At 69.1% G+C, this 13,108-nt stretch carries 13 protein-coding genes and 2 pseudogenes; 7 read left to right on the top strand and 8 right to left on the bottom strand.

Annotated elements, in window-relative coordinates; all coding sequences use genetic code 11:
• Positions 1–44 precede the first annotated feature (44 nt).
• The 6 genes from V7026_RS02555 to V7026_RS02580 all read left to right on the top strand — a co-directional run bounded on the left by V7026_RS02555 (position 45) and on the right by V7026_RS02580 (position 6,223).
• A complete protein-coding gene (locus V7026_RS02555) occupies positions 45–344 on the top strand; it encodes a hypothetical protein (protein WP_334153676.1) in 300 nt (99 codons plus the stop codon).
• Between the two features lie 34 nt (positions 345–378).
• The gene (locus tag V7026_RS02560; RefSeq protein ID WP_068608745.1) at positions 379–678 is read left to right on the top strand and encodes a DciA family protein; all 300 of its coding nucleotides are present in this window, start codon (positions 379–381) and stop codon (positions 676–678) included.
• A 165-nt stretch (positions 679–843) separates the two neighbouring features.
• On the top strand, positions 844–3,600 hold the full coding sequence (gene secA / locus V7026_RS02565; protein WP_334153677.1) for a preprotein translocase subunit SecA: 2,757 nt from the start codon (positions 844–846) through the stop codon (positions 3,598–3,600).
• Positions 3,601–3,622: 22 nt separating this feature from the next.
• Positions 3,623–4,858: a bifunctional glutamate N-acetyltransferase/amino-acid acetyltransferase ArgJ gene (argJ, locus tag V7026_RS02570; protein ID WP_334153678.1), complete on the top strand. Its 1,236-nt coding sequence runs from the start codon at positions 3,623–3,625 to the stop codon at positions 4,856–4,858.
• A 10-nt stretch (positions 4,859–4,868) separates the two neighbouring features.
• Positions 4,869–5,747: an ATP-binding protein gene (locus V7026_RS02575; protein WP_334153679.1), complete on the top strand. Its 879-nt coding sequence runs from the start codon at positions 4,869–4,871 to the stop codon at positions 5,745–5,747.
• A complete protein-coding gene (locus V7026_RS02580; protein ID WP_443082304.1) occupies positions 5,744–6,223 on the top strand; it encodes an NUDIX domain-containing protein in 480 nt (159 codons plus the stop codon). The genes V7026_RS02575 and V7026_RS02580 overlap by 4 nt, the downstream gene beginning before the upstream one ends.
• A gap of 168 nt (positions 6,224–6,391) precedes the next feature.
• Here the strand turns inward: V7026_RS02580 and V7026_RS02585 are convergent, their stop codons facing one another.
• The 8 genes and pseudogenes from V7026_RS02585 to V7026_RS02620 all read right to left on the bottom strand — a co-directional run.
• A complete protein-coding gene (locus V7026_RS02585; protein WP_334153680.1) occupies positions 6,392–6,598 on the bottom strand; it encodes a DNA gyrase inhibitor YacG in 207 nt (68 codons plus the stop codon).
• A gap of 17 nt (positions 6,599–6,615) precedes the next feature.
• Positions 6,616–7,374: a cell division protein ZapD gene (gene zapD / locus V7026_RS02590; protein WP_334153681.1), complete on the bottom strand. Its 759-nt coding sequence runs from the start codon at positions 7,372–7,374 to the stop codon at positions 6,616–6,618.
• A 7-nt stretch (positions 7,375–7,381) separates the two neighbouring features.
• Positions 7,382–7,987 carry a dephospho-CoA kinase gene (gene coaE, locus V7026_RS02595; protein ID WP_334153682.1) on the bottom strand — a complete coding sequence of 202 codons (606 nt, stop codon included), beginning with the start codon at positions 7,985–7,987 and terminating at the stop codon, positions 7,382–7,384.
• Entirely contained in the window at positions 7,987–8,871 is an 885-nt protein-coding gene (locus V7026_RS02600; protein ID WP_334153683.1) for a prepilin peptidase, read from the bottom strand. The genes coaE and V7026_RS02600 overlap by 1 nt, the downstream gene beginning before the upstream one ends.
• A gap of 324 nt (positions 8,872–9,195) precedes the next feature.
• Positions 9,196–9,889 (bottom strand): annotated as a pseudogene (ureG, locus tag V7026_RS02605) (urease accessory protein UreG).
• The gene (locus tag V7026_RS02610) at positions 9,867–10,541 is read right to left on the bottom strand and encodes an urease accessory protein UreF (RefSeq protein ID WP_334153684.1); all 675 of its coding nucleotides are present in this window, start codon (positions 10,539–10,541) and stop codon (positions 9,867–9,869) included. The pseudogene ureG and the gene V7026_RS02610 overlap by 23 nt, the downstream one beginning before the upstream one ends.
• A 30-nt stretch (positions 10,542–10,571) precedes the next feature.
• Positions 10,572–11,087, bottom strand: coding sequence for an urease accessory protein UreE (gene ureE / locus V7026_RS02615; protein WP_334153685.1), 516 nt, complete (start codon positions 11,085–11,087; stop codon positions 10,572–10,574).
• An 8-nt stretch (positions 11,088–11,095) separates the two neighbouring features.
• Positions 11,096–12,280, bottom strand: a pseudogene (locus V7026_RS02620) (urease subunit alpha); the annotation flags it as partial.
• A gap of 148 nt (positions 12,281–12,428) precedes the next feature.
• Here V7026_RS02620 and V7026_RS02625 point away from each other — a divergent pair.
• Positions 12,429–13,108: IS256 family transposase (locus V7026_RS02625; RefSeq protein ID WP_334153686.1), on the top strand; the 680-nt coding region annotated here is incomplete at its 3' end.

Consider the following 13,108-nt stretch of genomic DNA (forward strand, 5'->3'; position numbering starts at 1 on the left):
TTGGGGCCAGCAGGGTGCCGGCCCCAACCGTCTGGAGTCGTCCCATGCGCATTTTGTCCCTTCGTCTCGCCACGGGTTTGATCACCGGCGCCACGGCGCTGGGCCTGGCGGCCAGCCCGGCCTGGGCAGCCGGTCCGGCCGATGGCGCAGGCCCCACCTGCCACGCGGCTGCGGCCCAGAAGAAGCTGGCGGGCGCCGCCAAGACGTCGTTCCTGAGGAAGTGCGAACAAGACGCCCAGACCGCCTGCGACGCCCGAGCGGCAGAAAAGAAGCTGGCCGGCGCGGCCAAGACCAGCTTCGCGCAGAAGTGCCTGCGCGACGCCGTGGGCCAGGCGCCGCAGTGAAGCGGGTGAGCGCTGGCGGCGCGAGGGGGCATCCATGTCCGTGTTGACCTTGCAGCAGGCCGTGCGCGCCAACCCCGTGCTGGCCGATGTGGCCGAGCGTGCCTGGGTGTCGCGGCGGCTGCTCCAGCGTGTGGCCGTGCACTTGCCCCCCCTGCTGCGCGAGCGGGTGACCGCCGGGCCGTTGGAGGACGGGGTGTGGTGCCTGCTGGCAGCCAACCCGTCGGTGGCGGCCAAGGTGCGGCAGCTCGCGCCGGTGTTGCTGGCGGCGGCGCGCTCGGCAGGCGGCGAGGTGCAGACCCTGCAGGTGCGGGTGCAGGGGCGCGAGGCGTCGTAAGTGCCCGTCCGGTGGCCCCGGGCACGCGGGGCTACAATGCCCGCGCTGGCGGTCCCGGGGGCGCAAGCCCCCGGGCCGCGTGTCATGGCGCTTCGCCGCTGGCGGAGCGATCCGAGAAATGCTTGAGCCGCGCCTGTCTCCGGGCGGTTGCGCGGCGGGGTTTGTATGGCCATCCCGTTCCTGACCAAGATTTTCGGCAGCCGCAACGATCGGCTGCTCAAGGGGTACCGCAAAACGGTGACGCGCATTAATGCGCTGGAGCCGACGTTCGCCGCGCTGAGCGACGAGCAGTTGCAGGCCAAAACGGGCGAGTTCCGCCAGCGGCTGGCCAACGGCGAGTCGCTCGACGCCCTGCTGCCCGAGGCGTTTGCCACGGTGCGCGAGGCCAGCAAGCGCGTCATGAAGATGCGCCACTTCGACGTGCAGTTGATGGGCGGCATCGCGCTGCACCAGGGCAAGATCGCCGAGATGCGCACCGGCGAGGGCAAGACGCTGACGGCCACGCTGCCGGTGTATCTGAATGCCCTGACGGGCAAGGGCGTGCACGTCGTCACCGTCAACGACTACCTGGCCAGCCGCGATGCCCAGTGGATGGGCAAGCTCTACCACTGGCTGGGACTGAGCGTGGGGGTCAATCTGCCCCAAATGCCGCGCGAGCAGAAGCAGGCCGCCTACGCCGCCGACATCACCTACGGCACCAACAACGAATACGGCTTCGACTACCTGCGTGACAACATGGTGTACGAGGCGCGCGACCGGGTGCAGCGCGGCCTGAACTATGCCATCGTCGACGAGGTGGACTCCATTCTGATTGACGAGGCGCGCACGCCGCTCATCATCAGTGGCCAGGCCGAAGATCACACCGAGCTGTACCAACGCATCAAGACGCTGGTGCCGGCCCTGACCCGGCAGGAAGGGGAGGCCGACCCCCGCACGGGCGAGGGGGTCACCAAGCCCGGTGACTTCACGCTCGACGAAAAGTCGCACCAGATCCACCTGACCGAGCAGGGGCACGAGCACGCCGAGCAACTGCTGGCGCGCGCCGGGCTGCTGCCCGAGGGCGCGTCGCTGTACGATCCGGCCAACATCACGCTGCTGCATCACCTGGTGACGGCGCTCAAGGCCCAACACCTGTACCATCGCGACCAGCATTACGTGGTGCAAAACGGCGAGATCGTCATCGTCGACGAGTTCACCGGCCGACTGATGGTCGGGCGGCGCTGGAGTGACGGCCTGCACCAGGCGGTGGAGGCCAAGGAAGGCGTGGCTATCCAGCCCGAGAACCAGACGCTGGCCTCGATCACTTTCCAGAACTACTTCCGCCTGTACGGCAAGCTGGCCGGCATGACCGGCACGGCCGACACCGAGGCGTACGAGTTCCAAGAGATCTACGGCCTGGAAACGGTGGTCATCCCGCCCAACCGGCCCAGCCAGCGCCGCGACGAGCAGGACCGCGTCTACAAGACCACGGCCGAGAAGTACCAGGCCGTCATTGCCGACATTCGCGACTGCCACGAACGTGGCCAGCCCGTGCTGGTGGGTACCTCGTCGATCGAGAACTCCGAGGTCATCGCCCAACTGCTGCAGCGCGAGGGGCTGCCGCACGAGGTGCTCAACGCCAAGCAGCACGCGCGCGAGGCGGAGATCATCGCCCAGGCCGGCCGCCCGGGCGCGATCACCATCGCCACCAACATGGCCGGCCGTGGCACCGACATCGTGCTCGGCGGCAACCTGGAAAAGATGATCGCTGCCGTCGAGGCCGATGCGTCGCTGGACGAGGCCACGCGCGCCCAGCGTGTCGAGGCGTTGCGCGCGCAGTGGCAGGCCGACCACGAGAAGGTCAAGGCTCTGGGTGGCCTGCGCATCATCGGTACCGAGCGGCACGAAAGCCGCCGCATCGACAACCAGTTGCGCGGCCGTGCCGGCCGCCAGGGCGACCCGGGGTCCAGCCGCTTCTATCTGAGCCTGGACGATCCGCTGATGCGCATCTTCGCCGGCGACCGGGTGCGCGCCATCATGGACCGCCTCAAGATGCCGGAAGGCGAGGCCATCGAGGCCGGTATCGTCACCCGCTCCATCGAGAGCGCGCAGCGCAAGGTCGAGGCCCGCAACTTCGACATCCGCAAGCAACTGTTGGAGTACGACGACGTCGCCAATGACCAGCGCAAGGTCATCTACCAGCAGCGCAACGACATCATCGATGCCGAAGATCTGTCGGCACAGGTCGCGGCGCTGCGCGAAGGCTGTTTGACCGATCTGGTCCGCCAGTATGTGCCGGCCGGCAGCGTGGAGGAACAGTGGGACGTGCCCGGCCTGCAGCAGGCCCTGGCCGAGGAATACGGACTGGCCGTCGATCTGGTCGGCGAGCTGGAGCGCGCCGAGGCCATGGACGACGAGGACATCGTTCGTCGGGTCGTCGAGGCGGGCCATGCCGCCTACGAGGCCAAGGTGGCGCTCGCGGGCCGCGCGGCGTTCACCCCCTTCGAGCGGGTGGTGCTGCTGCAAACCCTGGACAGCCACTGGCGCGATCACTTGAGCGCGCTGGACTACCTGCGACAGGGCATTCATCTGCGCGGCTATGCGCAAAAGCAGCCCAAGCAGGAGTACAAGCGCGAGGCGTTCCAGCTCTTTGCGCAGATGCTCGATGGCGTGCGCAACGAAGTCACGCGCGTGCTGATGAATGTGAAGGTGCAATCGCCCGAGCAGGTGAGCGACGCCGCCGAACGCCTGGAGCAGAACGCGGAGCGCCTGAGCAACGTCACCTACACCGCACCCACCGAAACCGGTGAGGCCGAGACCACCGCCGATCAGGGGCTGCTCGCCAAGGCGGGGGCCGCCGCCCTGCCGCGCGTGGGCCGCAACGAGCCCTGCCCGTGCGGCAGCGGCAAGAAGTACAAGCACTGCCACGGCAAACTGACCTGATCTGCCGCGAAAGGACGCTGCGATGGCCGTCAACTGGACCGCCCCCGACGCCGCTGAGCTGCTGCCCGTGTCCGGCCTTCGCCTGGGCGTGACCGAGGCGCACGTGCGCAAGCCCAACCGAAAGGACCTCACCGTCATGTTGCTGGACGAAGGCAGCGCTGTCGGCGGTGTCTTTACCCGCAACCGCTACTGCGCCGCACCGGTGCAGGTCTGCCGCGAGCACTTGGCCGCGGGGCAAGGCATCCGTGCGCTGGTGGTCAACACCGGCTGCGCCAACGCCGGCACCGGCGAGCAGGGGCTGATCGACACGCGCACCGTCTGCATCGCGCTGGCGCAGCGCCTTGGCGTGGCGCCGCAGCAGGTGCTGCCGTTTTCCACTGGCGTCATCATGGAGCCGCTGCCGGTCGAGCGCATCGTCGCCGGGCTGCCGGCGGCGCTGGCCGATGCAGCCGAGGACGGCGCGCACTGGCTGCGCGCCGCCGAGGGCATCATGACCACCGACACCGTGCCGAAGGCCGCCAGCCGGCGCGTGACGATCGACGGTGTGCCGGTGACGGTGACCGGCATCGCCAAGGGCGCCGGCATGATCCGGCCCAACATGGCGACGATGCTGGGTTTCGTCGCCACCGACGCGCCGGTGGCCCCGGAGCTGATCGGGGAGCTGGCCCGCCGCGCCGCCGACGGCTCGTTCAACCGCATCACGGTCGATGGTGACACCTCCACCAACGACTCCTTCGTCGTGATGGCCACGGGGCGTGCGCCGCTTGCGCGCATCGAGACGCTCGACAGCCCCGCCGGGCAGACCTTGCTGGCCGCGGTGACGGAGGTGGCGCGCACGCTGGCGCACGCCATCGTGCGCGACGGCGAGGGCGCCACCAAGTTCATCACCGTGCGCGTCGAGGGCGGGCGCGACGCCGAGGAGTGCCTGAAGGTCGCCTACGCGATCGCCCACTCGCCGCTGGTCAAGACGGCCTTCTACGCCAGCGACCCCAATCTGGGCCGCATCCTGGCGGCGGTGGGCTATGCCGGCATCGGCGACCTGGACCAGGGGCGCATCGAGCTGTTCCTGGACGACGTGCACGTCGTCACGCGTGGTGGGCGTCACCCGGCCTACCGCGAGGAGGACGGCCAGCGCGTGATGAAGCGAAGCGAAATCACCGTGCGTGTGGACCTCGGGTGCGGTGCGGCCGCCGAGACGGTTTGGACCTGCGACCTGAGCCACGACTACGTCAGCATCAACGCCGACTACCGCAGCTGAGCCCGAGCCGATGAACGAACGATTCGAACGGCTGCTGGCGCGCGCCGAGGCGCTGATCGAGCGCATCGAGGCCATCCTGCCGCAGCCGCTCTCCGCCCCGGACTGGGGCGCCTCGGTGGCGTTTCGCTACCGCAAGCGCGGCGCGCACGGGGCGCTGGAGCCGGTGCGGCACGTCGCGGCGATCCGCCTGGCCGACCTGCAGGCCATCGACGATCAGAGGGCCAAAGTGCAGCGCAACCTGGAGCGCTTCGTGCGCGGGCTGCCGGCCAACAACGTGCTGCTGACCGGCGCGCGCGGCACCGGCAAGAGCTCGCTGATCAAGGCCTGCCTAAACGAATACGCCGCGCAGGGCCTGCGTCTGATCGAGGTGGACAAGGCCGATTTGACCGACTTGCCCGACCTCGTCGAGGTGGTGGCGCCGCGGCCGGAGCGCTTCCTCGTCTTTTGCGACGACTTGAGCTTCGAGGAGGGCGAGCCGGGCTACAAGGCGCTGAAGTCGATCCTCGACGGATCGGTGGCGGCAGCCAGCCCCAATGTGCTGATCTGCGCCACCAGCAACCGCCGCCACCTGCTGCCCGAGAAGATGCGCGACAACCTTGCCGCCACCTACGGCGACGACGGCGAGCTGCATCCGGCCGAGGCGGTGGAGGAGAAGGTGTCGCTGTCAGAGCGGTTCGGCCTGTGGGTGAGCTTTTACCCGTTCAGCCAGGACGAATACCTGGCCGTGGTGCGGCAGTGGCTGGCCGCTTACGGCGCGCCCGAGGCGCAGTGGGACGAGGCGCGCCGCGCGGCGCTGGTGTGGGCGCTGGAGCGCGGCGCGCGCAGCGGGCGCGTGGCCTACCAGTTCGCGCGTGACTGGGCAGGCCGCACGCCGCCGGAGGGGTCGTGAGCGCGCCCGCCGCGCCGGTCCCCGATGAGGTGCTGGTGGTCGATGCGGACCGGCCACGCGCGCCCGGCCCGCGGCCGCTGGTGGACGTGGCGGTCGGCGTGCTGATCGACCGCGACGGGCGCTTCCTGCTGTCCACACGCCCACCCGGCAAGGCCTACGCCGGGCACTGGGAATTCCCCGGCGGCAAGGTGGAGCCGGGCGAGACGGTGGAGCAGGCGCTGCGCCGCGAGCTGCAGGAAGAAATCGGCGTGACGATCGGGGCGGCGCAACCGTGGCGCGTGCTGCAGGCCGACTACCCGCACGCGCACGTGCGGCTGCATGTCTGCCGTGTGTTCGAGTGGCGCGGCGAGCTGCAGATGCACGAGGGCCAGGCGTACGCGTGGCAGACGCTGCCGGTGACGGTGGCGCCGGTGCTGCCCGGCACCTGGCCGCTGCTGCGCTGGATGGCGCGAGAGGGCGGTCCCGCGATGGCCTAGGCCGCCGCCCACCATCCCCACCAGTTCCACCAGCGATTGCAGGACGATGATCAGGGCTACCACCTCCCACCCCGGGGGCAGGGTAAGGGCGAACGGCAGCAGGACGAAGGGGTTGCGCGTGCCCAGACGCAAGGCGAGCGTGCGGCCCTGATCGCGCGGCCCGCGCGATCACGAGGGGATGCGGCCTTCGGACAGCTCGCCCGGATCGGGGGGCGTCGGGTCGAGTACGCGAAAGCGCTCGCTGGCCCAGGCGCCCAGGTCCAGTTGCTTGCAGCACTTGCTGCAAAAGGGGCGCCAGGGGTTGTCGGGCGCATAGCGCGACGGTCCCCCGCAGGCGGGGCAGGTGATGGTGCGGGCGGCAAAGGGCTGTGTCATCGGGGCGCGCGCCGGCATCAGGCACACAGGTGGACTTCGAATTCGGCTTCGGCGTCGGCGGCGTGCTCCAGTCGACCGTCGTCGGTGCGACGCAGCAGCCGCACCGAAAACAGCAGCCGGTTGCCGCTGATTTCCGGGATCAAATGCAGCGCGGGGTCCATCCACACGCGCAGCAACTGGAAGGTGCGGCTTTGCGGCAGGCTTTGCTGGTATTGGCCGCGCGTGGCATAGACCTTTTGCGCCAGGCCGGATTCGCGCAGCAGCCGCAGCAGCAGACGCACGGGCTCGGCCAAGCAGGCGATCTCGCCCGCCCAGCGGGCTAGGTCGGCCTGCCGCTGTTCGACCGGACGGTGTTGCCAGTCGTGGTAGGCGGGCAGGTCGAACTCGCAGATGCCGCCGGGAATGGCGATGCGGTTGCGAATGGCCGTCAACCACTCGATGCCGGCCAGCGCATGGCCCGCCTTACCCTCGTCGTCGCGCAGGGCCGCGTAGCAGGTGTCGATGCGGGCAATGAACTGGTCCAGCGCCACCTCCGAGATGGCGGGATTGCCCCGATAGCCGTTGAAGATCTGCTTGTGGCGCTCCAGGTCTTTCAGGATCTCGGTTTTGAGGTCGGCGCGGGCGCCGACGTCCATGATCTCGAACAGCGTCTGGATCGCGTAGTGGTGATCCAGCGCGTGCGTGCGCGCCATCAGTTCGGCGAGCCGCCGCAACAGGTGCTCCAGACGCAGGTAGGTGCGGATGCGCTCGTTGAAGGGGTATTCGTACAGGATCACGCGGGCATCATAGCGGCAATCCCCGCGCATCCCACGCACGTCGCACGCGCTCGCGCAGGGTGTCCAGATCGACGTCGTCGTTGTCGATCACCACGTCGGCCGCGGCCAGCCGTTGGGCCCGGCTGGCCTGTTGGGCGAGCACGGCCAGCACCTGCTCGCGCGGCCAGCCGTTGCGGGCCATGACGCGGCGGATTTGCGTCTGCGGCGCGCAGTCGACCACCCACACACGGTCGCAGCGCTGCCGCCACGCCGCCGACTCGATCAGCAGCGGCAAGTCCAGCACGATGGCGTCGGCCGTGCAGGCGGCGATGCGGCGGTCGATCTCGGCCCGCACCAGGGGGTGGACGATGGCCTCCAGCTGCGCCTTGGCGTCGGCGTCGCTGAACACCCGCGCGCGCATGCGGTCGCGGTCCAGCGCACCCGCAGGCGTGATGAAGGCATCGCCGAAGGCCTGCCGGATCTGCTCGATCGCGGCGCCGCCAGCCGCGGTGCTCGCACGGGAGATGGCGTCCGCATCCACCACGGTCGCGCCCAGCGCGGCGAGCATGGCCGAGACCGTGCTTTTGCCGCTGCCGATACCGCCGGTCAGCCCGATGCGCAGGGGCGCGCCCATCACAACCCCAGCGCGCCCAGCAGGCGCTGCGGCCCCACCCCCCACACCAGCAGACCGCCAAAGGCCAGAAAGGGCCCGAACGGCACATAGCGGCCTTCGCGCAGGGCGTTGGATGCCTTCATGACCAGCCCGACGACGGCCCCCAGCGCCGAGGCAACCAGCACCAGCGGGATCAGCGCGGACCAGCCCAGCCAAGCCCCCAGCGCGGCCAGCAGCTTGAAGTCTCCGTAGCCCATACCCTCTTTGCCGGTGAGCAACTTGAACGCCCAGTAGACGCTCCACAGCGACAGATAGCCCGCGACGGCGCCCCACAGCGCATCGGGCAGGGCAACACCGCTTACGTCGGTAGCGGCGGCGATCAGGCCGGCCCAGACCAGCGGCAGCGTGATGTCGTCCGGCAGCAGCGTCGTGTCCCAGTCGATGAAGGCAAGGGCCAGCACGGCGGCCATGAAACCCCACCACGCGACGGTGGCCGCGCCGGCCCCGTAGCGTGCAAACACCAGGGCGAAGGCCAGGCCGGTCAGCGCCTCGACCAGCGGGTACCGCCAGGGGATGGGCGCTGCGCACGCCGCACAACGGCCGCGCAGCACCAGCCAGCCCAGTAACGGGACGTTGTGGTACCAGCGGATGGGGGTGTGGCACGTCGGGCAGTGCGAGCGTGGTGCCAGCAGGTCGTAGCGCGCTGGGGCCGGGGCGGCCGCATCCCCGGTGCCGCCTGCGGCGGGCGCTTGCAGCGCGGCGCATTCGGCCGCCCAGCGGCGCTCCAGCATTCGCGGCAGGCGGTGAATCACGACGTTGAGGAAGCTGCCGACGATGAGCCCCAGCATGGCAGAGACGACCCATCCCCACGGTTCGGGCAGGGTGGCAAGGTAGGAGGTGACCATGTCCGCAGTGTAGTGGCTGGGCGGCGCCGTCCACTCATCCGGGATCGTTCGGCGCGCGCCGGTCGGCTGGGCTCACAGCGGTGGGTGAAGCCGACGGTACCGTTGTCGTCAAGGCCAACTCGCGCTGTGCCTCCTGCGGTGAGCCGGCGATGACCACGTCCCGGATGGCGATGGCGCGGTCATGGTCCCATGCCGTGTGCGGTTCACTGTGACCGCGATACTGGACACTGTATCGGATGCGACATGGGGCACGTCGCGCGAAGGGCCATGGGTCCTGGTGGACGCCAGCGGAAGCGTGTGCGCTGGCCGAGCGAGGTCGAGGCGTCACGCGGTGAGCGGCCCGCGCCGCTCGATGAATGCCACCACCTCGTCCACGCCTTGCAGGGTCTTGAGGTTGGTCATCACCCACGGGCGGCGTTGCGCATCGGGCCGCGTGCGGGCGGTGTCGGCGGCCATCACGACCAGATTGGCCCCGACGTGGGGGGCGAGGTCGATCTTGTTGGTGACGAGGTCGCATCTTGGTGATGCCGGGGCCGCCTTTGCGGGGGATTTTCTCGCCGGCAGCGACGTCGATCACGCAGATCGTCAAGTCGGACAGCTCGGGGCTGAAGGTGGCGGCCAGGTTGTCGCCGCCACTCTCGACGAACACGATGTCGGCGTTGGGGAACTGGCGCAGCATGCGGTCGATGGCCTCCAGGTTGATGGAGCAGTCCTCCCGGATGGCGGTGTGTGGGCAGCCGCCAGTTTCTACACCCAGGATGCGTTCGGCCGGCAGCGCGCCGCTGGCGGTGAGCAGGCGCTGGTCCTCCTTGGTGCAGATGTCGTTGATGATGGCGACGAGGTCCCAGCGGTCGCGCATGGCCTTGCACAGCATCTCCAGCAGCGTAGTTTTGCCGGAGCCGACCGGCCCGCCGATGCCGACGCGCAGCGGGGGCAGCCGTTTGGTGCGGCCAGGGATGCGGTGCAGGGCGGCAGCGGGGGGTACGAGGGGGCGTTCATGAGCGGAAGAGGAGCGAATACTGGGTTTCGTGGCGACTGGACAGCACGCCCAGCCCGGGGGTGTAGGCCTGCAGGGCCAGCGGGTCGGCGTCGTGGCTGCGGCGGCAGGCGTCGTCGACGGCGGCAGGTATCTGCTGGACGAGCCGGCGCAGGATGCGCTGGCCGGCGGCCTGGCCCAGGGGAACGGCTTTGATGGCAGCTTGGACGGCGTTTTCGGCCCAGCCGAAGGCGATGGCCGCAAGCGCATCCGCGAGAGGCGTGTCGGGATGGGCCTGCACGGCCAAGGCCATCCCCAGCGCGACCGGCTGGGTCGGGGTCGTGCGGTGGGGCCACCAGCCGGTCGGGCGGGCATCCAGGCTGTTCAGCCAGGCCCAAAGCCCGTGGCCGATTTGTTCGGTCTGCAGCCGTAGTTCTGCGGTCTCGCGGCTGTGCCGCACCCAGTAGTCCACAGCCCGCAGGGCGGCCGCATCCCCCGCGCGTGCGGCGGACCAGGCGCGGGCCGCGGCTGGCAGGTCGGCGCGGGCGACGCTCAGGTGCAGCTGATCCTCGATCCAGCCGCCAGCACTGGCCTCGTCATGCACCCAGCCGGCCTCCACCGCCGCTTCCAGCCCCTCGGAATACGAGAAGGCACCCACCGGCAGGGCGGGCGAGGCCAGCCAGAGCAGGGGCAAAAGGGTCGATGAGGCGGCCACGGGCGGGGTTCACGGCGGGGGCTGGTCGTGCGGGTGGCCGTGGGAGTGTTCGTGGGAATGCCCGTGGGGGTGAGCGGCATAGGCCCCGGCTTCGGGCTCGAACGGCTCCCGCGCCTCGGTCACGATCAGTTGCATCTGCCGCAACATGTCGGCCAGCACCGGGTCGGGTTCGAGTTTCAGGTGATCGGCCTGCACCTCCAGCGGCACATGCCGGTTGTCCAGGTGGTAGGCCGCGTGCAGCAGGTCCAGCGGGGTGCCGTGTTCGGGGCACGGGGTCACGCGCAAGACGGGCTGGGCGGCCGTCTGCACGCGCAGCAGCGCCCCATCCTCGGTGAGCAGCACATCACCGCCGCGCAGCACCGTGCCGGGCGCCAGAAACACCCCCACCCAGCGCCCGTGAGAGTCGTCGCAGTCGAAGCGGCTTTTCTGGCGCTGGTCCCAGTTCAGACTGATCCAGGCGCTGCGGTCCAGCAGGGCGGCGGCCAGGCCCTGGCCACGGGGGGTGAGGCGGGCAGCGGTCAACATGGCGGCGTTCAGAACAGGCAGTAGCGCTGGGCCAGCGGCAGCTCGGCGGCGGGCTCGCAGGTCAGCAGCACACCGTCGGCGCGCACGGCATAGGTCTGGGGGTCGATGTCCATGCGCGGGGCGTAGTCGTTGAGCACCATGTCGCGCTTGCCAATGGTGCGGCAACCTTTGACGGCCACCAATGGTTTTTGCGGGCCAAAGCGCTGGCCGATGTCGGCGGCCAGTCCAGCCTGGGACACAAAGGTGAGCGACGTTTGGTGCAGGGCGCCGCCGAAGCTGCCAAACATGGGCCGGTAGTGCACCGGCTGCGGCGTGGGGATGGAGGCGTTCGGGTCGCCCATGGCGGCGGCCGCAATCATGCCGCCCTTGAGCACCAGCGCCGGCTTGATGCCGAAGAAGGCAGGCTTCCAAAGCACCAGGTCGGCCCATTTGCCCACTTCCACCGAGCCGACGATGTGGCTGACGCCGTGCGCAATCGCCGGGTTGAGGGTGTACTTGGCGATGTAGCGCTTGACGCGGAGGTTGTCGTTGCGGTCGCTTTGTTCCACCTTCTCGGCGCGACCCGGTGTGGGGGCCAGCCAGCCGCGCTGCACCTTCATCTTGTGCGCGGTCTGCCAAGTGCGGCAGATGACCTCGCCCACCCGGCCCATGGCCTGGCTGTCGCTGCTCATGATGCTGATGGCGCCCAGGTCGTGCAGGATGTCTTCAGCGGCGATGGTTTCCTTGCGGATGCGGCTTTCGGCAAAGGCCAGGTCCTCGGGGATGGACGCATCCAGGTGGTGGCAGACCATCAGCATGTCCACATGATCTTCCAGCGTGTTGACGGTGTAGGGGCGCGTGGGGTTGGTCGACGACGGCAACACATTGGCTTCGCCCAACACCTTGAGGATGTCTGGCGCATGGCCGCCGCCTGCGCCTTCGCAGTGGAAGGTGTGAATGGTGCGGCCCTTGAAGGCGGCGATGGAATCCTCCACGAAGCCGCTTTCGTTGAGCGTGTCGGTGTGGATGCAGATCTGGGTGTCCGTGCGTTCGGCGACGTCCAGGCAGGCGTCGACGGCCGCGGGTGTGGTGCCCCAGTCCTCGTGCAGCTTCATGCCGATGGCGCCGGCCTCGACCTGCTCCATGAAGCCCTGCGGCTGGCTGGCGTTTCCCTTGCCCAGAAAGCCCAGGTTCATGGGGAAGGCATCAGCGGCCAGTTGTGTATCGTTCTTTCTGTAAATTCCGTTTTGCCCGTGGCCTGCTGGGCGGGGAGCGTAGGCGCGTAGCGCCGGAGGTCACCGCCCAGCAGGCGGCACGACGGTGGGTCTGACGCCATGATTTCGAGAAAGGAGTGTATCCCTCATGGCGATGCGTGTCGAAACGAATCCTTTGGAAGCCGCCTATGCCGCCCTGCTTGAAAATGGCCTGGACGGCGCCGGCGAAGCCCTGCGTATCCTCGTCAATGAAGCCGCCAAGATCGAGCGAAGCGCGTTTCTCGGCGCCCGCCCCTACGAGCGTACCGAAACACGGCGCGATTACGCCAATGGTTTCAAGCCCAAGACCCTGCTCACCCGGCTGGGTGAAGTGACCTTCCAGGTGCCCCAAGTGCGTTCCGGCGACTTTTACCCTTCCGCCCTGGAGAAGGGCACCCGCACCGACCAGGCGGTCAATCTCGCCCTGGCCGAGATGTATGTCCAGGGCGTCTCTACCCGCCGCGTCATCGACGTCCTGCAGCGCCTGCTCGGACCGGAGATTTCGCTTTCCAGCGCCCAGGTCAGCCGCGCTGCGGCCAAGCTCGACGAGGGACTCAGGGCTTGGCGCGAACGTCCCTTGGGTGAGACGCCTTACCTTTTTCTGGATGCGCGCTACGAGAAGGTCCGCATGGAAGGCCGCATCGTCGATTGCGCGGTTTTGATCGCCGTCGGCATCGAAGCTTCCGGCAAACGCCGTGTGCTGGGCTGCGAGGTCGCCACCTCGGAAGCCGAGATTTCTCGCCTCCTGCCGGGTAGTGAGCGCGCCGGCGTTCTGCTGCAGATGGAACT

Origin of the sequence: Tepidimonas sp. (assembly GCF_036825565.1) — a bacterium.
Classification (GTDB): domain Bacteria; phylum Pseudomonadota; class Gammaproteobacteria; order Burkholderiales; family Burkholderiaceae_C; genus Tepidimonas.

Excerpts from the sequence above, each read along its gene's own strand:
- V7026_RS02555 (WP_334153676.1), top strand. The coding sequence starts at position 45 with ATGCGCATTTTGTCCCTTCGTCTCGCCACGGGTTTGATCACCGGCGCC.
- V7026_RS02560 (WP_068608745.1), top strand. The coding sequence starts at position 379 with ATGTCCGTGTTGACCTTGCAGCAGGCCGTGCGCGCCAACCCCGTGCTG.
- secA (WP_334153677.1), top strand. The coding sequence starts at position 844 with ATGGCCATCCCGTTCCTGACCAAGATTTTCGGCAGCCGCAACGATCGG.
- argJ (WP_334153678.1), top strand. The coding sequence starts at position 3,623 with ATGGCCGTCAACTGGACCGCCCCCGACGCCGCTGAGCTGCTGCCCGTG.
- V7026_RS02575 (WP_334153679.1), top strand. The coding sequence starts at position 4,869 with ATGAACGAACGATTCGAACGGCTGCTGGCGCGCGCCGAGGCGCTGATC.
- V7026_RS02585 (WP_334153680.1), bottom strand. The coding sequence starts at position 6,598 with ATGACACAGCCCTTTGCCGCCCGCACCATCACCTGCCCCGCCTGCGGG.
- coaE (WP_334153682.1), bottom strand. The coding sequence starts at position 7,987 with ATGGGCGCGCCCCTGCGCATCGGGCTGACCGGCGGTATCGGCAGCGGC.
- V7026_RS02600 (WP_334153683.1), bottom strand. The coding sequence starts at position 8,871 with ATGGTCACCTCCTACCTTGCCACCCTGCCCGAACCGTGGGGATGGGTC.
- ureE (WP_334153685.1), bottom strand. The coding sequence starts at position 11,087 with ATGTTGACCGCTGCCCGCCTCACCCCCCGTGGCCAGGGCCTGGCCGCC.